The 24,182-nt window shown below is 65.8% G+C and carries 26 protein-coding genes; 18 read left to right on the top strand and 8 right to left on the bottom strand.

Annotated elements, in window-relative coordinates:
• The first annotated feature begins 53 nt into the window (after positions 1-53).
• The 9 genes from AC4ELH_RS13540 (at position 54) to AC4ELH_RS13580 (ending at position 6,824) form a co-directional block, all read left to right on the top strand.
• On the top strand, positions 54-1,055 hold the full coding sequence (locus tag AC4ELH_RS13540) for an AAA family ATPase (protein WP_498884874.1): 1,002 nt from the start codon (positions 54-56) through the stop codon (positions 1,053-1,055).
• Between the two features lie 7 nt (positions 1,056-1,062).
• Positions 1,063-1,929 carry a DUF58 domain-containing protein gene (locus AC4ELH_RS13545; RefSeq protein ID WP_498884875.1) on the top strand — a complete coding sequence of 289 codons (867 nt, stop codon included), beginning with the start codon at positions 1,063-1,065 and terminating at the stop codon, positions 1,927-1,929.
• Positions 1,919-2,392: a hypothetical protein gene (locus tag AC4ELH_RS13550; RefSeq protein ID WP_064880505.1), complete on the top strand. Its 474-nt coding sequence runs from the start codon at positions 1,919-1,921 to the stop codon at positions 2,390-2,392. Before AC4ELH_RS13545 ends, AC4ELH_RS13550 begins: the two co-directional genes overlap by 11 nt.
• A complete protein-coding gene (locus AC4ELH_RS13555) occupies positions 2,383-3,342 on the top strand; it encodes a hypothetical protein (RefSeq protein WP_498884877.1) in 960 nt (319 codons plus the stop codon). Before AC4ELH_RS13550 ends, AC4ELH_RS13555 begins: the two co-directional genes overlap by 10 nt.
• Complete coding sequence (locus AC4ELH_RS13560) at positions 3,339-4,247, top strand: VWA domain-containing protein (protein ID WP_498884878.1); 909 nt, start codon at positions 3,339-3,341, stop codon at positions 4,245-4,247. The genes AC4ELH_RS13555 and AC4ELH_RS13560 overlap by 4 nt, the downstream gene beginning before the upstream one ends.
• A complete protein-coding gene (locus AC4ELH_RS13565) occupies positions 4,244-4,894 on the top strand; it encodes a hypothetical protein (RefSeq protein ID WP_498884880.1) in 651 nt (216 codons plus the stop codon). The genes AC4ELH_RS13560 and AC4ELH_RS13565 overlap by 4 nt, the downstream gene beginning before the upstream one ends.
• 48 nt (positions 4,895-4,942) lie before the next feature.
• Entirely contained in the window at positions 4,943-5,542 is a 600-nt protein-coding gene (locus AC4ELH_RS13570; protein WP_498884882.1) for a TetR/AcrR family transcriptional regulator, read from the top strand.
• A 235-nt stretch (positions 5,543-5,777) separates the two neighbouring features.
• Positions 5,778-6,317: a hypothetical protein gene (locus AC4ELH_RS13575; RefSeq protein ID WP_498884884.1), complete on the top strand. Its 540-nt coding sequence runs from the start codon at positions 5,778-5,780 to the stop codon at positions 6,315-6,317.
• Positions 6,318-6,383: 66 nt separating this feature from the next.
• Positions 6,384-6,824: a hypothetical protein gene (locus AC4ELH_RS13580; RefSeq protein ID WP_448444607.1), complete on the top strand. Its 441-nt coding sequence runs from the start codon at positions 6,384-6,386 to the stop codon at positions 6,822-6,824.
• Here AC4ELH_RS13580 and AC4ELH_RS13585 read toward each other — a convergent pair.
• A complete protein-coding gene (locus tag AC4ELH_RS13585; protein WP_498884885.1) occupies positions 6,803-7,423 on the bottom strand; it encodes a TetR/AcrR family transcriptional regulator in 621 nt (206 codons plus the stop codon). The genes AC4ELH_RS13580 and AC4ELH_RS13585 overlap by 22 nt on opposite strands.
• Before the next feature lie 407 nt (positions 7,424-7,830).
• On the opposite strand from AC4ELH_RS13585, the gene AC4ELH_RS13590 reads away from it, so the two are divergent.
• From AC4ELH_RS13590 to AC4ELH_RS13605, 4 genes are all read left to right on the top strand, one after another.
• Positions 7,831-8,229 (top strand): STAS domain-containing protein, encoded by a 399-nt coding sequence (locus tag AC4ELH_RS13590; protein WP_448444610.1) that lies wholly within the window; start codon positions 7,831-7,833, stop codon positions 8,227-8,229.
• Between the two features lie 98 nt (positions 8,230-8,327).
• Positions 8,328-9,284 (top strand): AraC family transcriptional regulator, encoded by a 957-nt coding sequence (locus AC4ELH_RS13595; RefSeq protein WP_498884887.1) that lies wholly within the window; start codon positions 8,328-8,330, stop codon positions 9,282-9,284.
• A 34-nt stretch (positions 9,285-9,318) separates the two neighbouring features.
• Entirely contained in the window at positions 9,319-10,224 is a 906-nt protein-coding gene (locus AC4ELH_RS13600; protein ID WP_448444614.1) for an alpha/beta hydrolase, read from the top strand.
• 76 nt (positions 10,225-10,300) lie between these two features.
• On the top strand, positions 10,301-11,662 hold the full coding sequence (locus tag AC4ELH_RS13605; protein ID WP_498884890.1) for an FAD-dependent oxidoreductase: 1,362 nt from the start codon (positions 10,301-10,303) through the stop codon (positions 11,660-11,662).
• On the opposite strand, the gene AC4ELH_RS13610 is transcribed toward AC4ELH_RS13605, so the two are convergent.
• Positions 11,659-12,111 (bottom strand): 6,7-dimethyl-8-ribityllumazine synthase, encoded by a 453-nt coding sequence (locus AC4ELH_RS13610; protein ID WP_064880485.1) that lies wholly within the window; start codon positions 12,109-12,111, stop codon positions 11,659-11,661. The genes AC4ELH_RS13605 and AC4ELH_RS13610 overlap by 4 nt on opposite strands.
• A 9-nt stretch (positions 12,112-12,120) precedes the next feature.
• Positions 12,121-12,882: an alpha/beta hydrolase family protein gene (locus tag AC4ELH_RS13615; protein ID WP_055118957.1), complete on the bottom strand. Its 762-nt coding sequence runs from the start codon at positions 12,880-12,882 to the stop codon at positions 12,121-12,123.
• A 144-nt stretch (positions 12,883-13,026) separates the two neighbouring features.
• Here AC4ELH_RS13615 and AC4ELH_RS13620 point away from each other — a divergent pair, with 144 nt between their 5' ends.
• Positions 13,027-13,920, top strand: coding sequence for a mycobacterial-type methylenetetrahydrofolate reductase (locus AC4ELH_RS13620; protein WP_498884892.1), 894 nt, complete (start codon positions 13,027-13,029; stop codon positions 13,918-13,920).
• Positions 13,921-13,990: 70 nt separating this feature from the next.
• Here AC4ELH_RS13620 and AC4ELH_RS13625 read toward each other — a convergent pair whose 3' ends face one another.
• Positions 13,991-15,283, bottom strand: coding sequence for an integrase core domain-containing protein (locus AC4ELH_RS13625; RefSeq protein WP_498884893.1), 1,293 nt, complete (start codon positions 15,281-15,283; stop codon positions 13,991-13,993).
• A gap of 131 nt (positions 15,284-15,414) precedes the next feature.
• Here AC4ELH_RS13625 and AC4ELH_RS13630 point away from each other — a divergent pair, with 131 nt between their 5' ends.
• On the top strand, positions 15,415-17,181 hold the full coding sequence (locus tag AC4ELH_RS13630; protein WP_498884895.1) for an HNH endonuclease signature motif containing protein: 1,767 nt from the start codon (positions 15,415-15,417) through the stop codon (positions 17,179-17,181).
• 33 nt (positions 17,182-17,214) lie between these two features.
• Here the strand turns inward: AC4ELH_RS13630 and AC4ELH_RS13635 are convergent, their stop codons facing one another.
• Complete coding sequence (locus AC4ELH_RS13635; protein WP_498884896.1) at positions 17,215-17,811, bottom strand: TetR/AcrR family transcriptional regulator; 597 nt, start codon at positions 17,809-17,811, stop codon at positions 17,215-17,217.
• Between the two features lie 79 nt (positions 17,812-17,890).
• Here AC4ELH_RS13635 and AC4ELH_RS13640 point away from each other — a divergent pair, with 79 nt between their 5' ends.
• From AC4ELH_RS13640 to AC4ELH_RS13650, 3 genes are read left to right on the top strand one after another with little or no spacing between them, the layout of a single operon-like run.
• Positions 17,891-19,318, top strand: coding sequence for an ABC1 kinase family protein (locus AC4ELH_RS13640; protein ID WP_498884898.1), 1,428 nt, complete (start codon positions 17,891-17,893; stop codon positions 19,316-19,318).
• On the top strand, positions 19,315-20,727 hold the full coding sequence (locus AC4ELH_RS13645) for an ABC1 kinase family protein (RefSeq protein WP_463791733.1): 1,413 nt from the start codon (positions 19,315-19,317) through the stop codon (positions 20,725-20,727). The genes AC4ELH_RS13640 and AC4ELH_RS13645 overlap by 4 nt, the downstream gene beginning before the upstream one ends.
• Positions 20,714-21,904: a cytochrome P450 gene (locus AC4ELH_RS13650; protein WP_498884900.1), complete on the top strand. Its 1,191-nt coding sequence runs from the start codon at positions 20,714-20,716 to the stop codon at positions 21,902-21,904. The genes AC4ELH_RS13645 and AC4ELH_RS13650 overlap by 14 nt, the downstream gene beginning before the upstream one ends.
• Here AC4ELH_RS13650 and AC4ELH_RS13655 read toward each other — a convergent pair.
• From AC4ELH_RS13655 to AC4ELH_RS13665, 3 genes are read right to left on the bottom strand one after another with little or no spacing between them, the layout of a single operon-like run.
• Positions 21,885-22,697 carry an SDR family NAD(P)-dependent oxidoreductase gene (locus tag AC4ELH_RS13655; RefSeq protein ID WP_498884902.1) on the bottom strand — a complete coding sequence of 271 codons (813 nt, stop codon included), beginning with the start codon at positions 22,695-22,697 and terminating at the stop codon, positions 21,885-21,887. The genes AC4ELH_RS13650 and AC4ELH_RS13655 overlap by 20 nt on opposite strands.
• Complete coding sequence (locus AC4ELH_RS13660) at positions 22,690-23,094, bottom strand: nuclear transport factor 2 family protein (RefSeq protein WP_498884904.1); 405 nt, start codon at positions 23,092-23,094, stop codon at positions 22,690-22,692. The genes AC4ELH_RS13655 and AC4ELH_RS13660 overlap by 8 nt, the downstream gene beginning before the upstream one ends.
• Entirely contained in the window at positions 23,091-24,143 is a 1,053-nt protein-coding gene (locus AC4ELH_RS13665; RefSeq protein WP_498884906.1) for a zinc-binding dehydrogenase, read from the bottom strand. The genes AC4ELH_RS13660 and AC4ELH_RS13665 overlap by 4 nt, the downstream gene beginning before the upstream one ends.
• Positions 24,144-24,182 lie beyond the last annotated feature (39 nt).

Here is a 24,182-nt window from a genome sequence, read left to right on the forward strand (position 1 = left end):
TGGGTACATCGACTGGGTCTGGGGAAGGGGGACGACCGAACCGGAGAGGATCCATGACCGCACCGCGATTGCAGGCTGACCAGCGCGATGCCGCCGAAGCTAAGCGCATTGTGGGTGCGGTGACCTCGGCGTTCTCCGCCCGGGTGGTCGGCCAGGACCATTTGCGCGAATCGATGCTGGTCGCGCTGCTCGCCGGTGGACACCTACTGCTGGAAAGCGTGCCCGGCTTGGCCAAGACCACGGCCGCCCGAGTGGTGGCCGAGTCCATCGACGGAAGCTTCCGCCGCATCCAGTGCACACCCGACCTGTTGCCCAGCGACATCATCGGCACCCAGATCTACGAGGCGGCCAGCAACTCGTTCGCGACACAACTGGGCCCGGTACACGCCAACATCGTGTTGCTGGACGAGATCAACCGATCCAGCGCCAAGACCCAGAGCGCCATGCTGGAGGCGATGGAGGAACGCCAGACCACGATCGCCGGCGTCGAATATCCCATCCCCGAACCGTTTCTCGTCATCGCCACCCAGAACCCGGTCGACCAGGAGGGCACCTATCCGCTGTCGGAGGCTCAGACCGACCGCTTCATGCTCAAGGAGATCGTGGGCTACCCCTCGGTCGAGGACGAGGTGGAGATCGCCGCCCGGATGGACGCAGGCCTCTACGACCGGGGTAACCGTGCAGCTCCCGTCGTCACCATCGACGACATACGTCGCGTGCAGGACATCGTCCGGACGGTATATCTCGACCGGGCGCTGGTCGAGTACGCCAGCCGCCTCGTGGCGGTCACCCGTGAGCCCGGACAGCATCTGCCCGCCAACCTGGCACGGGTGATCGACTACGGCGCCAGCCCGCGAGCGACGCTGGCGCTGTGCCGGACGGCACGCGCCTTGGCGATGCTGCGCGGACGGGACCACGTGGTGCCCGATGACATCGCCCGCCTGGCCCACCGCGTGCTGCGGCACCGGCTGATTCTCGGCTTCGAAGCCGCCACCGCCCGAATCACCCCCGATGTCGTCATCGATGCGGTGCTGCGCGCGGTGCAGGTCCCGTGAGGTCGCGATGGGCAGATACCTGGACTCCGCCAAGGCGTATGCCGGCCGCGACATCGGCGGGCTGCTCGAAGGCGGCCGTTACGCGCTGGTGCACACCCGCAGCCTGGAATTCGACGAGCTGCGCCCCTACGTGCCCGGTGACGACGTCCGCGACATCGACTGGAAGGCCACCGCACGCTCTGGGCACACCCTGATCAAGCGGTTCGTCTCCGAGAAGCACCACAAGGTCCTGGTGATCGCGGACGCCGGGCGCAACAGTTGCGCACTGGCGCCGTCGGGTGAGGTGAAAAGGACTGTGGCCCAACATCTCATCGGTGCGATCGGATTGATGACGCTGCCCCGATCCGACGAGATCGCGATGGTGCTCGGCGACCATCGCGGCAATGTGGACATCCGGCTGCGTCGCGGCGAGACCCACATCGAGAGCATGCTGCACCGGTTCCACCACCACGCCACCGACCATCCCGGTCCGAGCGACATCCTGGTTCAGCTCGAGTGGGTGGCCCGCCATTACCGTCACCGGCTGCTGATCTTCGTCGTTTCCGACGAGCCCGAGATGAGTGACCGGTTGGCCGAGGTCCTTGGTTCATTGACCGCCCGCCACGACGTGCTGTGGGCCCTGGTCAGTGACATGCCTGCGGTGAGCGCACACCGCGACACCGGCCGCAGCTATGAGGTCGCCGACGGGCGACCCATCCTGACCGGGCTGGACCAAGACGTCATCGAGGCCTATCGGCGGGCAGAAGCGCAACGGCGCGACCAACTTTCCGAATTCCTGACCAGGCAGCGAATACCTCATGCCCGGGTGACCGGGAGCGTGCGGATCAGGGCGGCATTGACCGCGATGACCGGGGTGTACGCCCGTGCCGGATGACCTGCTGCAGGATGTTATCGGCCCGACACCCTACTCATCGGTGTGGCTGTGGATCGCGATCGGCCTGACCCTGCTGCTGTGCGCGTGGTACGGAGGGGTTTTCGTGCTGACGTCGCGACGGCGAGCGGTGCGGGAGCTGCCCGTCCTCGGTGCCGCCCGGGCCGAACTGCTGCGCCGACGGTCGGCCCGCGCGGTGCGGCTCATCGGAAACCGTTACCGGGCGGGGGATCTCACCGCGGCAGGCGCGGGTTCGGCGCTGAGTGCCGAACTGCGCGCATTCCTGCATGCTGCCACCGGAGTGCAGGCACAGTACATGCAGGTCGACGCGATCGCGGACAGTGCCGCGGCGCCCGCCGCGCCGGTTCTGGAAGACCTCACCGACATTCAGTTCAACCACCGTTCGACGCTCGATGCGGGTACGGCCAGCGCCACCACCGAGGAGTTGATCCGCGGATGGACCTGATCTGGTGGGCGGTGGCGGCCGCCGGTTGCCTCGCACTTGCCGGGTGCGTTGGCCTGGCCCTGCTGCCGAAGCAGTCGGTGGACCCGGACGAATTCGTTCCGCTGGCCAATACCCGGCGGCTGACCCGGCTGCCCGAGTACGTGCGCGCCGCGCGCCGGCGAACCGTGGCAGCCGTCGTCGCCATGGTGACGCTGACGGTCGCCTTCGCGGCCTCGGCGCTGATCGCGGCCCGTCCCACCGGCCTGCCGTCGTGGAGCCGTGCCAACCAGATTGCGACCCCGGAGGACATCATGGTGTGCGTCGGCGGCCCGCTCACCGATCCCGCCGTCAGCACCACGCTGCGGTACTTCGCCGATCGGGCCGGCTCCTTCGGCACCGAGCGGGTCGGGTTGACCTCGGCGAACCGGCGGGTCATTCCACTGACCCGGGACTACCAATACGCCGCAGCACAGTTCGCCGCATTCGGGCAGCAGGAAGGTGCGCGGCCGTTCGTCGCGCCGGTGTCCTACGTCGATTACGCCGCCGGTGTCGAGGATGTGCTGGCGATGTGTCTGACCGGGTTTCCGTCCTTTTCCGAGCCGTCCGCGCAGCGCCGGTCGATGATCTATGTGGGCCCTGAGTCCCTGCCCCGACCTGGTGACGTGGCACCGCTGTTCGACACCGACCGACTCCGCGATCTGGCGGTGACGGCCGGTGTTCAGGTCAACGCGATCACCCCCGGATCCGGAGATGGCGCTGCCGGCGAACTGGCCCGCACCACCGGTGGTAGATCGTTTGGATCGGCCGATGTCGCTTCGCATCTGACCGAGATCCGGGACCATCCGCCGCAAGCGGGATCGACCGGTGAGTCAGCGGACGTCCGATCGGCCGAAACGCCGGGGGTTCCGGTGTTGCTCGCGCTGCTGGCCATGGCGGTGCTGTGGTGGTGGCCGGTGGTGATGCGGGGATGAGGTTTGAACCGATCCTGCCGCCGCTGCTGGTCGCGGTGCTCGCGGTGGTACTGCTCGGGGCCCGCGCGATCAGCTTCGGGCGGGTCCGGGCGCAGGGTGGTGGTTGGGCCTCGGTGTGGCGCTGGTCGGCACTCACCACAGCCGGCCTGCTGCTGCTGGTGGCTGCGCTCGGCCCCGTCGCCGGAAGAACGCACGACACCGTGCCCCGACCCGCCGGCGATCGCGACCCGAATATCTTTGTGCTGTTGGACCGTTCACCGGACATGTCGGGGAAACGGATCGCGGCGGCCCGCGACGACATCACGGCCCTGATCGAACGCTACCCTCAGGCACGCTTCGCCCTGATTTCCTTCGCCGACCGCCCGTCGGTGGACTGGCCACTGTCCGCCGACACCTGGAGCCTGCGCCCCGTGGTGGCCGCGACCAATGCCGCACCCGAGGCGTCGGACACCCCGGATGCCAACGTCGGCGCCGCCGCCAACATCCTGCGCTACCAGCTGATCAGCGCCGTACAGCAATTTCCGCGCGCCCAGAACCTCGTGTTCTATCTCGGCGCGGGCGCCCCGGAATCGCAGGCACCGCAACGTGAATTCCAGCTGACCGAGAATGCGGTGGACGGGGGCGCGGTACTCGGGTACGACGACGCCGGGGCGCAGGCGCTTCGCGGGGTGGCCGAGCAGATCGGGGTGCCGTTCGTGTCGCGTACGGATGCGAGACCGTTGGCCGAAGCGTTGCCGGGCGACGAAACCCGAAGTCAGTCACCTGCGGCCGTACCGGTGACCATCGCCGTGGAGCTGTACTGGGTGTTCGCCGCTGTGGCCGCCCTGCTCATCCTGGTCGAGCTCTATCGGGTGCTTCGTGAATTCCGTCGCACTCGACTGATCGACATGGGGCTGCGGTCATGAGCACGGTGCGTCGCCGCCTTCTGGTGTACTCGGCACCGGTGGCGTTGGTGCTCGTCATCGCGATCGTCAAACTCCTCTCGGTGGTGCTGATCGGTAATTCGACGGCGGCGAGCTTCACCGACCGGGACACCGAGGCGCTGAGGAGCGAGGTGGGTCGGCTCCAGATGCTCAACGTCGTCGAACCCGGCAAGGCCAGTTTCGCTGCGGGCGCACTGGCCGTTCTCGAGGGCCGGCTCGTCGACGCCGATCAGAACTTCAGTGACGCGGTGGCCCGTCTGAATGGAGCTCAATCATGTTCGGCGAGGATCAATCTGGAACTGGTACGCGAGTCACTCGGTGACCGTGCCGCCGCGGCTTCCGATGGCCGGACGGCACTGAGCCATTACCTGTCCGCACGGGAGGTGATCGACCGTGCCCCTGCGGGTTGCTTTGCCGACAACGAGGCCCCCGCGCGGTTGAACAGCAAGATCGGTGCGGCCGGAGCGATCGTGCCGCCGAACCCGCCACCCCCAGCACCGGCAGCGCCGGTACTGCCGCCGGGGGCCGGCGGGACGGCGCCTACCCAGCCCCCGAATCGGCTCGACCCGACCTCCGGTGATCCGTTGGACCGGCTGCAGCAGATCTTGCGTGACGCGGCCACGGGTTAGATTCGGGTGAGTCGGGCGCGTTGGGCCCGGTCAACACGAAGGAATGGAATGGCTGTGGCAGACGGGCTGTCCGCGCGTGAGGCGAAGCGCCTACAGACGCGTGAGCGGTTGATGGGTGCGGCGATCGCCGAGTTCAAGCGCGCCGGGATGGCCGAAGCGGATGTGGGCACGATCGTCACTGCGGCGGGCGTCGCACACGGCACGTTCTTCTTTCACTTCCCCACCAAGGAACATGTGCTGCTCGAACTCGAGCAGCGCGAAGAGGTACGTATCGCCAAGCTGTACACGCAGTTCCTCAAGAAGCCGCACACCCTGGAGGACGGGCTGCGCGAGTCGATGCGGCTCGTCATCGGCCTGGAACGACGGCTAGGTGACGTGTTGTTCAAAGACTTTCTGGCCCTGCATTTCTCGCAGACCCGTCCCCCCGCGCCGGACAGCCAGGAGCACCCGGTGATCTCGGGTGTCGCGCGCGAGATCGAACTGGCCCAGCAGCAAGGTGAGGTTGCTGCCGACGTCAGCCCGTGGAACAGTGCGGTTTTCTTCCTGCTCGGCTTCTATGCCCTGTTGATCACCACCAACGACTGGCCCACCCGCGACGCCCTGCTGGACGACTTCGTGGTCAGGACCATGCGCAGCCTGGCGCTTTAGTCTCGAACCACCTCCAGCGCAATGCCGTTCGCTCTTGATTGCCTGACCACGCCATGGGGAACAGGACCGGCTGATCTCCGAGACCCAGCCGTGTCCTGGGTGACGCAGGGCTACGGCCGGATCGCGGTGGTGTTCTCCCCGTCAGAACCGGTTGTATTGCGGGGACCTAACGATTCGGTGCTGTCTCGGGGTTGACGCTCTCGTAAACAGCAAAGCCGTGGTTCAGTGGTAACCGATGTCTGGTGTCTGGTCCCCGCGTCGCTGTCTCACCGCTGCGGTGACGGCGGGTGTCACGTTGCTCGCGGTGGGTGTTCCGTCGGTCTCGGCCGCGCCGGCCAGTGATGGCCGTGGATATGTCGACTCGACGGCACGGTGTCCGAGCGCGGACGCCACCGTGCTGTACGGCAGCACTGACGCCTCCAGGGTTGCGATCTGTTCGGTGTCGGGCGGCAAGTACGAGTACCGCGGTGTCCGGCTGCGCGACGGCGCCAAGCTGATCGTGCCCGCGACGCGGAACGACGACGGCGCGTTCCGGGTGGACAACGCCGGGATCGAGTACCTGGTTACGGCGAAGTCGCTGGTGCTCAGTGTGGGGGAGAAGGTGATCCGGGAGGAGGCGATGATCGACTTTCACCGCCCCGGCGCCCCCGCCACACAGGACTCGGTGAAGAGTCCGGGCGCGGCTCCCGCTCCGGCCACCGCGTCGCCCACGCCGACGACACCGTTGCCGCCGCCACTGGCCGCCGAAGTCGGTGGCAGCGGGGCCCGCCGCTGACCTGCTGAGCTGCGCAGTTGCCCGAGAAGTTGAGGGCAGTTGGTGAAAATGATAATCATTAACGGTATGCGTGCGTGTTCGTCGACCCTGCAGACGGCCGGTCTGGACCGGCTGCTGGACCAACTTCGGCCCGAAACCACCTGGCTGAGTGTTCCCCTCGTCGACGACGTCGTCCAGGTCGGGATCGGCGGCGATTTCGAAACCACCACACTCGCCGTATCGGTCACGCCGACGTCGGTACGGGTCCGGCGGGTCGACGGCGGCCGCCTGCAGGCGCACATCGTCGAAAACTGGACTGATGCGAGCTCGCCGGGCGTGGCGACCCCGGTGTTCGACGAGCCGGTGGAGGAGCTCGTACTCGAACGCTGTGATGGGCAATGGGCCTTCGGCCCGCGGATGCGCGCCCGGCCAACGCAACTCGACCGGTTCGTCGGCACGCTCACCCGGTTCGCGCTGGCCAAGCAACTCCGCGCCGGTGGCTTTGATCAGGCGGTGGGTGCGGCGTAGGCCTGCAGATACTGGGTGAGCGCGTGTTCGCCCTCGGTGAGAATCGCGCGGTCCTTCTCGGGGCCGGCGTGAAAGGCCATCTCCAGCAGGCGATCACCCATCTCGACGGCGACCATCGTCACAAGCGGATCGGTATCCTCCCGCAGCAGCCCCCAGTGCAGCAGGCCGGCATGCAGCGCGGTGGCGAACTCGGCCCGGCGCACTCGCGGATCGGCGATCTGTCCACTCGCCAGGCTGGTGTAGTGCAAGTTGACCAGGTGCGGATGGTTCCGCAGGTGTTCGTAGTGGAATTCGAAGATGCCGTGGGCGACCTCGGCGAGGCTGGTCGGCGCCAGCGCGGCCAGGACTGCTGCGCCTTCGGCATCGCGACGGTCCAGGTGGTCGGTGACGATCTCCTGCAGGATCGCATCCCGGTTCGGGAAGAACTGGTACACCGTCGCGACCGGAACTTCGGCGCGGTGGGCGATGGCGCGGGTGGTGACGGCGTCGACGCCCTCAGTCTCGAGCAGCTCGAGCGCCGCAGCCCGGATGCGCTCGACGCGTCGTCTGCTGCGCTCCTGTACTGGTTGGCGGCGCCGTAGTGGCTTGTGGGTGACCACGCCTGAATCGTCGCACATCGCTGACATGAGCCATGTTCACGTTTGTGGGGATTGGGTCGATGTCCAGGAGTTTCCGGGTCCTTGGCGATCGCCGGGTGGCCGGATTCACATAAAGAACTGAACATGGCCTGTGACACGGCGCCTCGGGCATGCGGGTCAATAAACGAACATCCAGAGGTACGAGCCGATCCAGGCAACGAAATCCTCGTCACCTGCAGAACCGCGTGCTCTGCGGCGAAAAAGGCTGGGAGTGAAGGCGTTTCGAGTTATCGAAGGCTCGTGCGCGGGGATCCGAATCGATCCCTGCCGGCGGTGATCGCGATAGTCTCAATGCGGTTGAGGACACAGCCAAAGTTACGTGATCGAGGGTCGCACCTCGCTCCCTTGTAGCTAGGCGATGGAGTGTCATGACTGCTGTTCACTACGCGGATCGGCTGCGTCCGGTCCGTTCTTCCGACACCGCAGTCGTCGACTGCGCCGGAGCGCGGGTCTCGGCGCATATCCGTGGCCCGGCCACTGTGCTGGTGGTCGAGGGAGAAATCGATATCTGCAACGCGGACCGATTGATCGCCGCGATCCGCCGGCTCATTCAGCCGGGGACCCCTTTCGTCCTGGATCTACGCGCGGTGGATTTCATGGCGATCAGTGGTTTCCGCGAACTGTTGGCCTTCGCCGACGAGTGCAACCAGAAGTGCGCGGCCTGGCATGTGGTGGTCGGAAGTGCGTTGCGTCCGCTGCTGAAGGTGTTCGCGGACCATCACCTGCCCGTCGTGGGCCTCACGGGCGCGACGGCCGGTTCTGGCTGACCCTCCCGCTGGTGCCGTATACAACGTAAGCAATGCAGGTAGAATGGCTTTCTGGGGCAGCGACCGCGCCCCAGTGAGTCCACCTCGAGCGAAACGTGATGACGGCGAACGAAGATCTGGATTTCACCAGTACGAACCTCGGCGCCACCGAGGACTTCTTGGCGCGCGCGTACACGAAGATGTCCATCGGCCGGGGTCCGGGCGAGCGCCCGACGACGCGCATCGTCCGGAAGTGGCTGGGGTCGATCAGTTTCGACGAACTCGAGCTCGACTATCACATGTCGTACGACGCTGATCCGCTGAACCGGATCTGCTTGTGCAGAGTGCACTCGGGCCGTATCGAGGAGAACTTCATCGGCGAACCGCAGGATGTGTTCGGGCCCGGAGACGTCACGTTGTTCTCGCCGCCCGAGCTGCCCTACTCGGGCCGGGTCTGCCGGGCCGGTTACGACCTGACCATGTTCGACACCGAATTGCTGGGGCGCGTCGCGACGACGGGCCCCAGCGAACCGGGCGGATCCGTGCGGTTCACCGGCCATCGCCCGGTATCGGCGCAGGCGGGGTACCAGCTCACCGTCGCGATCGAGTACGTGCGCTCGGTCGTGCAGGCCAGGAGTGGGCCCGTACCGCCTCTGCTGGCCTCGGCCACCGCCTCGATGCTGGCTGCGACCGTGGTCTCCACGATGCCGACCAACGCCGGGCTCGAACCCGGTCCGACCGATCGGCGCGACGCGAAACCGGCGCTGCTGCGGCGAGCCATCGCCTACATCGAAGCCAACGCCGACCGCGATATCGCCCTTGCCGACATCGCCGAGGCGGTCTACGTCACGCCCCGCGCGTTGCAATACATGTTCCGGCGCCATCTCGAGGTCTCGCCGATGGGATATCTGCGCCGGGTGCGTCTGGACCTCGCGCGGCGCCAGCTTCTGAACGCCGATCCGGCGACAACGACGGTGCAAGCCGTCGCGGCTCGATGGGGATTCGCCCATACCGGGCGTTTCGCGGCTGCCTACCGGCGTACCTTCGGTGAGAATCCGTCCGACACCCTCAGTTGAACCAACTGAACTCACCGCTCATGCGAAGGAAAACGTGTCCATACTGTCCACGCCGATGGTGGCTGATGCCCTGGCCCGATTGTTCTCCGTAGGAGTGCGTCCGGGGCCCATGAGTGCCGTTCGGTTCCCCGAAATACCCGGCCGCACAACGCTGATCGCGATCCCGACCCGTCACGGTGACGTTGCCGCCACGGTGTATCACCCGGCGGCCGGCGAGGGAAAGCCCGCGGTGTACGTGAACGTGCACGGCGGAGGTTTCGTCGTCGGACACCGAGAGCAGGACGACCCGTGGTGCCGTTTCCTCGCCGCACACGCGGATGTCGTTGTGATCAACGTCGATTACCTACTGGCCCCGCATCGTCGGTTTCCCGCCCCGGCCGAACAGATCTATGACGTGCTGAGCTGGGTCTCGAAGCCCGAACATGACTGGGACGGCAGCCGGTTGTGTGTGGGTGGGCAGAGTGCGGGCGGCAGCTTGTCCGCGGCGGCCGCGCGGCTGGCGCTGGAGGGCGGTGGACCGCGGATCGCGTTACAGGTCTTGCACTACCCGCCGCTGGACCTGGTCACTGCCACCAAGGACAAACACTCCCCGGTGGGCGCCAAGGCCGTGTTGAAGCCGTGGATGGGCGAGGTGTTCGATACCGCCTACATACCCGATCGCGCCCGTCGCACCGACCGGCTGGCGTCCCCGGCCTGGGGCGCGAACGCCGACGGAATCGAGGGCATCGCCCCGGCGCTGATCGTCACCGCCGAGTACGACCGGTTGCGCGACGAGGCGTGGCGATACGCCGAGAAACTCGACGCGGTCGGCGCATTGGCCGAGTACTACGAAGTGCCCGACGTCGACCACGGCTACAACATCATGAGCAACAACGTCGACGTCACCAGGAAGGTCTACGACCACATCGCCGGGCACGTGCGGCGCGCCACCGCACCGTGACAGGGATCTCGTAGGGAAGCCCTCACACGGCCACCCCTTCTATTTAGGCTTGCCTTACCTAAATAGAAGGGGTGGCATGAGGAAGATCCAGGTAGCAGTCATCGGCGCGGGCCCGGCCGGCATCTACGCCGCCGACATCCTGACCAAGGAGTACGAGCACGCGCGCGTCGACGTATTCGACCGGTTGCCTGCCCCGTACGGACTCGTGCGTTACGGAGTCGCCCCGGATCATCCGCGGATCAAAGAGATCATCAAGGCACTGCGCCGCGTGCTCTCCCGTGACGAGAACAGCGTGCGGTTCATCGGCAATGTCCACTACGGCACGGATCTGCGGTTGGCCGATCTGCGCCGCCACTACGACGCGGTGATCTTCTCGACCGGCGCCAGGGCCGACCGGGCGCTGGACATCCCGGGCATCGATCTGCCGGGAAGCTACGGTGCCGCCGACTTCGTGTCCTGGTACGACGGGCATCCCGACGTGCCGCGCACTTGGCCGCTGACCGCGAAGCGCGTCGCCGTGCTCGGTGCGGGCAACGTGGCACTCGACATCGCGCGGATGCTGGCCAAGCCGGCCGACGAACAACTCAGCACCGAGATCCCGGGCAACGTCTACCAGAGGCTGGCCGCCAACCAGGCCACCGACGTCCACGTCTTCGCCCGCCGCGGTCCGGCGCAGATCAAGTTCAGCCCCATGGAGTTTCGCGAGCTGTCACACTCGCCCAGCGTCGATGTCATCGTGCATCCGGAGGGTTTCGAGATCGACGACGCCAGCCAGCACGCGATCAACACGAGCAAGTCGACCAGGCTCGTGGTGGACACCATGATGAAGTATCTGCAGCGCGAACCCACCGGTGCGCCGCACCGCATTCACCTTCACCTGTGCCAGTCGCCGGTGGCGGTACTGGGCACAGAGCGGGTCGCGGGCCTGCGCACCGAGCGCACCGAACTGTGTGGCGACGGGAATGTCCGCGGCACAGGAGAATTCACCGATTGGCGGGTGGAAGCGGTGTACCGTGCCGTGGGTTATCTGTCGTCGCATCTGGCGGAGCTGCCGTTCGACCACCACGCGGGCGTGGTGCCGAATGACGCGGGCCGGGTGCTGGATATCGACGGTGGGCTGATCGATGCCGCCTACGTGACGGGTTGGATCAAGCGAGGCCCGATCGGGTTGATCGGACATACCAAGTCCGATGCGGCCGAAACCGTTGCGAGCCTGCTCGACGACCTGCCGGGTCTGCGTACTCCCGAAACTCGCGATCCTGACGCGATACTCGAGCACCTGTCGGCCACCGGTGTCGACTACACCACGTGGGCGGAATGGGAGCGCCTCGACTCTCACGAGATCTCACTGGGGGAGGTCCAGGGGCGAGAGCGCGTGAAGGTGGTGGCGCGAGACGAGGTGATCCAGGCCGGCCGGGACGCCCTGGTGCGCGACTAATCCAGCGAGCTGTGCAACGCCAGGGTGGCCGCGACGGCGTTGGCGGCCTCCGCGCCCTTCTTGACGAAGTGCTTGGTGAAGTACTCGATGTGCTCGTCGTGCTCGTGGAAGTGATGCGGGGTGAGCACGACGGAGAACACCGGCACATCGGTGTCGAGCTGCACGCGCATCAGTCCGTCGATCACCGCGGTGGCCACGAACTCGTGGCGATAGATGCCGCCGTCGACCACGAGCCCGGCCGCGACGATCGCCCGGTAACGTCCGGTGAGTGCCAGACGCTTTGCGGTGAGCGGAATTTCGAAGGCGCCGGGAACCTCGAAGAACTCCAGGGCCGCGCCGTCGAAGCCATGGGTGCCGATCTGCTCGGTGAACCCCTCGCGGGCCTTGTCGACGATGTTGCGATGCCAGGTGGCTTGCACGAACGCGATCTGAGTGGCTGCGTCAGACATGTAGCGACGCTATCGCACGTCGAGGTAGGCGTCGGCCCAGGCGCCGATGATTCGTCCGGCGCGTTTGGCCTGCCCGGGCCCGGTCAACAGGTGTTCGGAACCTTCCAGCGAGACGAAGCTGCGCGGATGGCGGGCGGCCCAGAAGATGTCGCTGGCGTTCTTGATGCCGACGGTGTTGTCGGTCGGGGAGTGCAGGATGAGCAGTGGCATCTTGAGGCCCTTGATCTTGTCGAGCAGCTCTGTGGCCCGGACATCCTCGACGAATGCGCGCTTGAGGGTCAGGGTCTTCCCGCCGACCATCCACTGCCCGCTGCCCTCGGCGCAGACCTGCTCGATCACCGCGTCGTATTGACGCTCGACGTGTGTGGGATCGAACGGTGCACCCACGGTCACCACGGCCCGGACACCCGGTGATCGGCGGGCCGCGGCAATGACGGCCGAACCACCCCACGAATGTCCGATCAGGATGTCGGCCGGGGTGCCGCGCTCGGCCATGAACTTGCAGGCCTCGATGATGTCCTGGGTCTTGTGGGTGAAGGAGCCGTCACCCCAGTCGCCCTCGGATCCGCCCAGGCCGAGTGCGTCGTAGCGCAGCATTCCTATGCCGTCGGCAGCCAGCTGTTTGCAGATGCGCGAGGCGGCCGGAGAGTCCTTGCCGAGGGTGAAGCCATGGGAGAACACGCCCCAGCCGCGCACCGGTCCGTCGGGCCGATCGATCACCCCGGCCAGCATCGGGCCTGTCGAACTGGGGAATGTGACGCGCTCAGCCATGCAGGTGGTCTACCACGCTGCGGGTTGGCGGAGGTACCTGTGTGGTCGCACGGCCTGGCTCCGTAGGGTGGATGGACCGGCCGGTCATGGTCAACGCCGCCCATGACGCCGTGTCTGAATGTAATGAGAGTGTGGAGCAATCAGGTGCCTCTGAACACCATCGCGCTGGAACTCGTCCCGCCCACCCTTGACCGCGGTGTGCAGTACCCCGTTGACGAGGCGCGAAAAGTGCTCGCCTTGGCATCTGAGACCGGTATCGAAGGCCGGATCCGCCACGTGATGATCCCCGGGATGATCGATGAGGACGACGACCGTCCGATCGAGATGAAGCCACGGATGGATGTCCTGGACTACTGGAACATCCTCCGGCCTGAGCTGCCCGGCATGCGCGGTCTGTGCACACAGGTCACCTCGTTCCTGGACTCCGAGGCGCTGGGCAAGCGCCTGACCGATCTGAGTGCGGCGGGTTTCGAGGGCATCGCGTTCGTCGGCGTGCCCCGGACGATGAAGGACGGCGAGGGCGAGGGTGTGGCCCCGACCGATGCCCTGTCGACCTATGAGGAGCTGGTGCCCAACCGCGGCGCCATCCTGATCCCCACCCGTGAGGGCGAGCAGGGCAGGTTCAACTTCAAATGCGACCGGGGCGCGACATACGGCATGACCCAGCTGCTGTACTCCGACGCCATCGTCGAGTTCCTGACCGAGCTCGCCAAGACCACCGATCACCGCCCAGAGATCCTGCTGTCGTTCGGGTTCGTGCCGAAGATGGAGACCAAGGTCGGTCTGATCAACTGGCTCATCCAGGACCCGGGCAACGAGGCCGTCGCCGCTGAGCAGGCATTCGTCACCGACCTGGCCCAGCGGGAGCCCGCGGACAAGCGCCGCCTGATGCTCGACCTCTACAAGCGGGTCATCGACGGCGTGGCCGAGCTCGGTTTCCCGTTGAGCATCCACTTCGAAGCGGCCTACGGGGTGTCGAAGCCGGCGTTCGAGACCTTCGCCGAGATGCTGGAGTACTGGGCCCCGGACCGGGTCTAGCGCACGCGGCTGTGATGTATCAGGACATCGGTGACAGTTCTGCATCAGGACATGGGTGACAGTTGGTGTATCAGGACTTCGGTGACGGTTCTGTGGTCTTGGGGCGGGTTCCTGGGGGTCGGCCGTTGCCGACGTAGGTGATGCCGGGTGCGGGGCGGGTGTGCTCGGCGAGGACTTCGCCGTGCAGGTCGGTGATGATGACCGCATCGCCGGTGTTGTTGCCGGTGCTGACGACGAGGACGTGCTCGAAGGTGAGGTTCACGTCGACCTTGTAGGACACCGAGTCCAGGCCGATCGTGCCTGATGTGGTCACCGTTCTGAGGTGCGTGCCGGCGGGCAGGTCGGCGGGCAGCTGCGGTCGGGGCCGTTGGTGGCGGCTGGGGATGCGCTGGAAGATGGGTCGGTCAGGTTTTGGTCGGGGTGCATCTGCCTTGGGGGTCGCTTCCCACGCGGTCAGCGGGGTGACGCGGCCGGGCAGCCCTTGATGAGGGCGCTCGGTGTTGTAGATGCGGTCGAATTCGTCGACCTGGGCTTGCAGTTCGTTGAGTGTCTCGGCGAGAGGCTGTTTGTCGAGGTAGCGGAACAGGGTTTGGTGGAAGCGTTCGTTTTTGCCTTGGGTGGTGGGCTTGTAGGGCTTGCCCGTGATCGCCTCCACGCCCAGAGCGCTCACGTGGGTGACGAGTTGGCCGATGCACCCGCGCCGCGACGGGTTCAGTGCTGCTCCGTTGTCGGACAGGAGTCGTTGGGGCACCCCATGATTGGCGACAGCTTTGTCGAAGACGGCGATCGCAGCCTCGGCGGTTTCACCCCAGGCCACGTGCGAGGCCACGGCGTAGCGGGAGTGGTCATCGATGAGTTGGAAGACCACACACTTGCGTCCACGGGTCAAGACGTACTCGGTGGCGTCGAGTTGCCAGCACGCGTTGGGGGCCGGATACACGAACCGTCGCCATGCTGAGCGGGGCTTTTTCTTCGGCTCCTGGCGTGCCACTCCGGCCTCGCGGAAGATGCGTGCCAGCGACGCCGTGGAAGGCACCTGCTGCAGGCCCATCGCGTGCATCTTCTCGTGCACACTGATCGGCCCGTGATCCAGACCGGAGGCCTCCAGGGCAGCACGCACTGCCACGGCCTGTTGCTTGAGCTCATCGCTCAAAGTCGACGGACTGGACTTCGGGCGTCGGGTCCGGGGTTCCAGTACCGCGGCCGGCCCATCGGACTTAACGCGTTTGCGTAGCTCGTAGAACGACTTTCGCGAGATGCCGTGCTCGGCGCAGAACGTCGAGACCGCGCCGCGGGGTGCGTCATCGGGCCACTGCGCGATCGCCAGACGGATCCGAGGATCGATTGGTTCATTGACAGCCACCGCCTGAGCCTGAGCGCAGAAGTGTCACCACCAAGACCACCGAAACTGTCACCGATGTCCTGATGCAGAACTGTCACCGATGTCCTGAGACATAACATCTAGCGCACGCGGCCGCACTTGTCGGTGGTCGAATGTATGTTCGATTCATGGAGGCGGGTGCGGTCCGGGCGGTAGCGGGGTTACGCGCGGCTTTCGACGCGTTCGCCGGGTGTGATTTGGCTTCGTTGACCCGGTCTGAGCTGGTGGCGGTGCTCGACGAGTACGAGGAACTGCTGTGTCAGATGCCCTCGCCGATGCATCGGCTGCTCGCGCAGTTGCAGGCCGCAGCCACCTCGCAGGAGTTGGGTGCCAAATCCTGGAATGAGGTGCTGCGGATCCGGTGGTGGCTGTCGACCGCTGAGGCCGGCCGGCGATTGGGTGAGGCCGCCGAGTTGGGGCCGCGCCGTTCGTTGACCGGGGACCCGTTGCCTGCGGTGTTGCCGGTGGTGGCTGCCGCGCAAGGTGCGGGGTTGATCACCGCCGATCACGTGAAGGTTTTGCGTGATGCGGTGCACCGGCTACCGGGGTTCGTCGATCAGGTGACCCGCGAACAGTTCGAAGCCGACCTGGTGCGGGTCGCGGTCGGGGTGGGTCCCAAAGAACTCAAAGACACCGCCGAGTTGCGGTTGTTCCTGCTCGATCAGGACGGCCCCGAACCTGATGACATCGAACGGGCCCGCAAACGCGGGGTCAGTGTCGGCAAGCAGGGCCGTGATGCCATGACCGCGTTGACGGCGAACCTGACCCCGGAGGCGGCTGCGGTGTGGGAGGTGCTGTTCGCCAAGTTCGCCGCGCCCGGGATGTGCAACCCCGACGACGAGCAGCCCTGCACGTCGGGCACCCCCACCCAGGCCCAGATCGACAATGATCAGCGCAGTTTGGCTCAGCGTCAGCACGACGCGTTGGTGGTGATCGGGCGGATCGCGTTGATGACGGATCTGGGTCAGCTCAACGGGTTACCGGTGTCGATCATCGTGCGTACCACCTTGCACGACCTGGAATCGCGTGCCGGGATCGGGGTCAGCGGGGGTGGGACGAAGGTGCCCATCGGCGACGTCATCCGCATGGGTGCTCACGCCAGTCATTACTTGGCGGTGTTCGATCGGGCCACCGGGACGGCGTTGAACTATTTTCGGGCTCGGCGTGTCGCCAGCCCGGCTCAACGCATCATGCTCATCGCCCGCGACGGGGGCTGCACCAAACCGGGCTGCACCGTCGGTGCTTACGGCTGTCAAGCCCATCACGGCGAGGCCGACTGGGCTGCCGGCGGTAACACCAATGTCGACGTGATGGCATTGGCCTGCGGGCCCGACAATCGCCTGGTCGATGACGACGGCGGCTACAGCACCACTATCACCGCCGACGGTGTCGTGCAGTGGCACCCGCCGCCAGAGCTGGATCACGGCCAAAACCGCATCAACTACCTTCACCGCCCCGAACTGCTGCTCACCCCACCCGAATCCGGACGCGCACCAGCCGACCTCACACCGGATCCCACATGGGGATGGGAACGGGGAGCAGGCCCCCAACAACAATCTCAGCCGGACCTGAACCTCACCCAAGACCCGGAGCCGTGGCCGGTGCCGATGCTTGACCCAGACCCGGACTGGGACCTGAAGCCAGGTCCCGAGTTCGAGCCGGACGCAGAGTGGGATTTCGACTGGAACACGGACTGGGACAGCACATTCTGCCAACCTGACCTTCCCAGCCTCGAACACCTCTGGGACCCAGAACCATGCGCCCTGGAAGCCGTGGAGCCGGAAATTCCGCTCGGGTGGCTGCCGCTCGACACTCCCGACCCATGGCAGCCCATAAGCAATGGCAATGCCGTCAGCGGCAAGGCAGTACGCGGGCCTTAGCCCCACCGGGTGGTGTGAACCTCGATGGCACGCTTAGCTGAATGACTCCACGCGCGCGGCGAGGGTACCGGTCCATTCCCGCAGATACTCGTCGTCGGCAGATTGCGCCGTCGGCCGGCGGAAAAGGTTGGACGCGAGCCGTTCTCCGAGCAGACTGTTGATGCCGAGCGAGGCCAGCACCCGGGTCTCGTCAGGTGACTTGTTCGGCGCCCATGCGCCGATCCACCCGTTCAGTTCGGCGCACAGCCCGTCGGCGAGCGCGGCGTACGCAGTGTCGAGACGGTCGGACAGACCTGCCGGCGTGCGGGCGGCGATCTGGAGTAGTTCGCTTTCCTGGTCGATCACCGTGAGCAGGTAGCGACCCAGCACGGTCAGTTCGCTGTGGAGGTCCCCGAGGCCGGCGAAGAGAGCGCGGATGTCCTGCATGGCTGCGCGGCGGTCCAGTTGGCGGTCGATGCCGGCTGACAGCAGGGCGTCCTTGGATTTGAAGTGGCGGTAGAGGGCCCCCGAGCCGGCCGACAAGCCTGCTGCGGCTTCGATCTGGGAGACGCTTGTGGCTTCAAAACCCCTGTCGCTGAACAACTTCATCGCCTCGGTGACCAGCCGTTCCCGGGTTGATCCGGCCGACATCGTTGACCTCCTGCAAGTGATCACTTACTCTTCGTATGAATGCACTGTACTACGAGTCCAACCCGGTGGGAGTGGTTCGATGGCAGAACAGCACAACCATGTGCCGCAAGGCCGACTCCGGCGGACCATGCCCTTGGCCGGCTTCACTGCCCGTGCTGCCGGCGGCCGCCTCGTCGCGGGAGTGCAGCAACTCGCCGGTGACGGTGGTGCCGTACAGCGGTTTCATGAGCGCACCGCCGAGCGCTATGTCGAGATGCTGGGCCACTCCAAGGGTGTCCTGATGAAGGTTGGTCAGCTGATGTCGTTGATCGACTCCTCAGATGTCGGTACGGGCGGATTCGGGCCCTATCAACAAGCACTGGTCCGGCTTCAGGCTGATGCTCCTCCCATGGCGCCGGCGCTTGTCCGCGACGTCTTGAACGATGAGCTCGACGGCGGAGTGGCGACTTTCGCCGAGTTCAGCGACGAGCCGATCGCGTCGGCCTCGATCGGACAAGTTCACCGCGCCGTTCTGCCCGACGGACGCGACGTTGCGGTCAAGGTGCAATACCCCGGTGTGGCACAGGCCATCCGAGAGGATCTCGCCAACACGGAACTCATCGCCACGTTCTTGCGGTTCGCCACTTCGGCCTCGGGGATCGTCTTCGACCCACGCGAGCTGGCGCGCGAGTACGCCGCTCGTATCGCTGAAGAAGTGGATTACCAGCGTGAGGCGAAAATGATCGCCACCTTCCATCAGCTGTATGTCGACCATCCGTTCTTCCGTATCCCCGACATCGTCGGACATGCTTGCACGGACCGGGTCCTCACCATGACCTACATCGACGGAATCGATTGGGCTGCAGCGCAACAAGCCGAACAAGATCTCAAGAACCGCTGGGCGGAAGTGGTCACACGGTTCAGCTACTCGAACCTACGGCACAGCAACCTGCTGCACGCCGATCCGCACCCCGGCAATTACAGGTTCGGCAAGGACGGCAGTGTCGGCTTCGTCGATTTCGGCTGCATCAAGGTTCTGGCGGAACAGAAGCGCAGAATGTGGATTTCCATCGTGCGCAACACCATCGACAAACGTCTCGACGACCTGCGTGCTGACGTAATCAGAGCCGGATTCATCACCGACGACTACCAGATCACCGGCGAAGAGCTCTGCGATTTCTGGACTCAAGTGTTCTACGACGTCATCGCCGCCCCGCAGCCGGTTACTTACACGCCCAAGAGCACCGCACGAACCACGCGTTGGATGTTCAGCCCCGACTCCGCTAATCCGCTCTCTCGCATGCAAGTGCCCGATGACTACGCCTTCGCTCCGCGGGTCAATCAGGCCCTGACGAATATTTGCGCCGACCTGCACGCCACGCTGCCGGCGCGGAGCATCGTCGATGACATGGACGGAGTTGCCGAACCCGCAACTGAATTGGGAAAGCTGCACCACGCCTGGGTGCGTGAACGAAGTCTACCCGGCGCCTTCGATGACCACACAAGGCTCAGGAGGGAGGTCGGATGACCCCGGCCGACAATGTGGTGCCTCGCGGCAGGCTCCGCCGAACCATGCCGCTGGCCGGGTTCACGGCTCGTGCTGCCGGTGGGCGGCTGGTTGCGGGAATCCGGGAGAAGACCGGTTCGCAAGGCGCCGTCGAGCGGTTCCACGAACGCACGGCTGAGCATTACACCGAGCTGTTGGGTCATTCCAAGGGTGCTTTGATGAAGGCCGGCCAGATTCTGTCGATGTTCGACGCCGACGCGATCGGCAATTCGGGGTTCGCCCCGTATCAGAAAGCGTTGGCTCGGTTACGGGCCGAAGCGCCGCCGATGCCCGCCGCGCTCGTGCATACCGTCCTCGAGGGTGAACTCGGCCCAGAAAACGATTGTTTCGCCGAGTTCGACGATGAACCGATCGCGGCCGCATCGGTCGGTCAGGTGCACCGGGCGGTGCTGCGCGATGGCCGTGTGGTGGCGGTCAAGATTCAGTACCCCGGTGTGGCGCAGGCGATCCGCGATGACCTGGCCAACACCGAGCTACTGCTGACATTCATGCGCCTGGGGGCCGCCGCGACCGGCATGACCATCGACATCAGGGCCATGGCCGCCGAGATCACCGCGCGGATCACCGAGGAAGTCGACTATCGGCACGAGGCCGCGATGATCACGGCGTTCGCTGCCCTGCTGAGGGGCCACCCGTTCATCCGGATCCCGGACGTCATCCCGGAGGCATCCAGTGACCGGGTACTGACCATGACCTATCTCGACGGGGTGGATTGGGCCGCAGCTCAAAACGCTGACCAAGACTTGCGGAACACCTGGGCCGAGGTGATCTTCCGGTTCATCAACAGCGGTTCCCGCCACGGCAACCTCGTCCAGGTGGACCCACACCCCGGCAACTTCCGCTTCAACCCCGACGGAACTGTCGGTTGTCTTGATTTCGGCTGCGTGCAGACCTTCGCCGAGAGACCCCGCTGGCTGTTCCTGGCATTGATGCACGCCGGGATGGACGGCCGCTATGACGATTGCCGCGACTTCATGCTTCAAATGGGACTGATATCAGACGAGGCATCGCTCAAACCTCAAGAACTGCGGCGCATTGTGTCGGACATAGCCTTCGCGACCAACCTTCCTCAGCCAGTGACCTACGGCCCAGAAATCGCACGGCGCACCTTGCAGTCGATGTTCGGCGGTGACCAGAATTATCGGACGACCGGTGACATGACGGTGACCCGCGAATTCGTGTTCCTGCCACGCCTCCAGATCGCCTTCGATCACATCGCGGCCGGATTGCGGGCGACCCTGCCGGTACGGTCGATACTCGAAGACCTCTCCGGCGTCGCCGAGCCCACCACCGAACTCGGGAAGCTGCACCATGCCTGGGTCCGCGAACGCGGATTGCCCTGCGGATTGGATCACCATGACCATCCCTGATCTCGCGCAGGCACGACTTCCCTGGGACGCGGCCGATCCCTATCTGTTCTACGACGCACGGCGCCGCGACGGCGACGTCGTATGGGACGACACCGCGCGGGCATGGCTGGTCCTCGGCTATCGCGCAGTCCGCGAGGTGCTGGCCGGACAGCATTGGACCAGCGACCCCCGCGCAAACCTGGCGACCGCCGGCGCAGCGGAATTCTTCAACTCGTCATTCGTGGAAGCCAACATGCTGTTCACCGACGGCTCCGCCCACGGCCGATTGCGGGGCGCCGTTCGGGATGTCTTCGGCAAGACATTCATCAACCGACTGACCGAAGGCATCGAATCTATATGTCATGAAACGATTTCCACGATTCCCGCAGACCGACCCTTCGATGCGATGGCGCAGATTGCCCTCCCACTGCCGATCGCGGTGATCGGCGCATGGTTGGGGCTCGACGTCGATCAGTGCTCAGCACTGCGCGAGAATTCACCGGCGATCATCCGCCTCCTCGGTGGCTTCGCCGATCGGGGCGAACTCGAAGTGGGGATCGGAGCGGCCGCGGCGCTACTCACCGACATGTTGCCCGCTGCCGCTGATCGGCGCAGCCATCCCCGTGACGACCTGCTCAGCTACATCGCTGCCGACCCTGGCCTCACTCTCGACGAAGTCGTCGTCACCGCCATTCTCGTCGCAGTAGCCGGACACGAAACCACCGCAAACCTGCTCGGTTCCAGCCTTGTCCGCCTGCTCACTCCGGACCCCGACGGCATATGCCCGGCAGACGGGATCGACCTTGCCGACCCGGCAGTAGTCACTGAACTGTTGCGCCTCGACGGCCCCGTCCAGGCGACCGGTCGTACCGCCACCGCCGACCAGACTCTTGCCGGCATCGACATCCGACGGGGTGAAACCGTCCTGGCCTGCGTCGCGGCTGCCAACCGCGATCCCGCGTTCTACCCGGATCCAGACCGATTCCGTCCCGGCCGGTCGGGACCTGCCCCGTTGACATTCGGACACGGCGCGCACTACTGCCTGGGTGCCCCGTTGGCTCGGTTGGAAACAACGGCCGCCCTGCGACACATGCTGCGACGCCGACCGACGCTGGTGGGCAGCCCTACGTGGCGCGATACCCCCGCCATCCGAGGGCCGCTGACCGTCCCCGTTCGCCTCAGCCCATCGCGGCGGTGACCGCCTGCGCGATGAACCGCACCGCATCGTTGCGGCTGACGGAGGCCATCAACTGGGCCGCCGCCTGAATCTCGGGACCCACCAGGCACGTCGGTCCCTCGCTGAGATTGGCGAATGCCGCCGCCACCACATCATCGACGGCCGCCGCACCCGGCGGAGTGTGCTCGGGTGAGGAGATCTGGCCTCGCTCATGTTCCAGCTTGCGCAGGGCAGGAGTATCGGTCTTACCGAGAATCAGCCCGAGTACGTCGACACCCGAGGGCTGCAGCTCGGTCCAGAGTGCCTCGGCGAACACCATGTCGAAGGCCTTGCTCGCGCCGTAGGCCACCATGTTCGGTCCGCCGGCGAATCCGGCCCCGGACCCGAAGATGACGATGCCGCCACGGCCTCGCTCCACCATGGGCTGGGCGTAGTGATGGCACAGTTGCATCGGCACCAGGCAGTTGCGTTGCACCAGCGATTCGGCGTCCGACAGAGGGCTGGACAGGAACGGCCGGAAGTTCGGATCGGCGCCCGCGCAGTAGACCAGGAAGCCGATATCGAGATCCTCGGTCGCAGCGATCACTTCGCCGGCTGCCCCGGGCGTAGCCAGATCTATTGCCAGCGTTCGCGTTTGCGCGCCGGTACGTGCCGTGATGGCCGCTGCCACGTCATCGAGAACCTCTTGTCGCCGGGCCAGCAGCACCACGTTGAGGCCACGCCGCGCCAACTCCTCGGCCATTGCGGAGCCGACCCCGTCGGAGGCGCCCGCCACCAGCGCCCACGGACCGTACCGATCTGTGAAGTCAGACATTGGCTATCCGTACCGCGGTGAACTGTCGTCGCGCGATCTTCCAGCCCGCTGAGGTTCGGACCAAATCGTCGTCGTAGAAGCCGACGGCGTTGACGCCGGAGTTGTTGTCCTGTGCCAGGATCAGTCCGTCGATGTAGGTGCGCGCGGTGGCGGTATCCCCGTCAACAGTGATCGCGTGGTTGCTCAGCCGGTGCATGGTGTGCCCGGCCATGGCGTGGGACTGGTCCATGAACTCGGTGACGGCGTCGACTCCGTTCCACTTGCCGATGTCGCCGTAGTCCAGCACGCAGTCATCGGTGAAGACGGTGCGGAACAGCGGCCAGTCCCGCCGGTCGATCCCGGTGGCGTAGCGGACCAGTACGTCGATGATGTCCAGGTGGTCTTCGTGGGTGGTCATGCGTGGTCTCCGTTCGGATGCACAATGATTCGCGCGGGTCCTGCCGAGCGGCGGGCCAGGTCGAGCGCGTCGGGAACTTCGTCGAGTGGCACCACCATGCCGATGCTGGGTGTCGGGTCCAGGTCTCCGGAGACGATGGCGTCCAGCGTCCCGTACCAGTCCTGCGGCCACGGCCCGCCGCCGAACTGCAAGGTCACGCCCTGCCGGGTGGCGGTGGTGATGTCGAGGGTGTCGCCGGTGTACCAACCGCCCGCACAGTAGATCCGGGTACCCATCTCGGATTCCTCGACGATCTTCTGGATCAGACCCGATGCGCCGACGCATTCGAACACCACCGCCGGGCCCCACAGGTTGCGTTCGGCGCGTACCTCGCGCCAGACGTCCATCGGTGAGCGTTCGGCCGGGTCGACGGCGACGTGGGCGCCGAACGCCTTGCACGCCAGGGCACATCGGTCGGCCTGGAAGTCCGAGACGATGATCGGTTCGACGCCACGGCGGGCCAATGCCGCGACCGCGGACAGCCCGATCGCCCCGGCGCCGATCACGATGGGGATCTCGCCGGGCTCGAGCCGGGCGGATCGGACATAGAACTCGCCGACTGCGAAAGCGTCCGTCAGCGCGACGGCGTCATCCGAGGCGCCGCCGGTGACGGGGCGGGCGATCGATTCAGCCACTACCAGCAGTTCGGCGAAACTCCCTGGGGTGTCCGGGTGCTGGCCGATGATGTGGGCGCCGTCGGCGCCACCTTTGACCAGCCTGATGGGGATCGACGTGGCTCGGCTACCCACGGGGAACTGATCGCTGCAGCCGGGCCCGTGACCGATGACCTCGCCGATGAACTCGTGGCCCAGCACGACGTCACGGTCCGCGTCATAGAGCGATCGGCCGGTCGGATCGTTGAGACCGAGTTCGGGGTGGTCCATGAAGTGGACGTCGGACGCGCAGATCGCGGTACTGAGCACCCGCAAGAGAAGCTCGCCGGGACCCGGTACGGGATCAGGGATCTCGCGGACCTGGAGTTGACCGGCCCGGAGGACAACTGCGCGCATCGCATACCAATTCTCTAATATTCGAGATAGTCTCTCGAA

It is taken from the genome of Mycobacterium shunyiense (assembly GCF_058270075.1).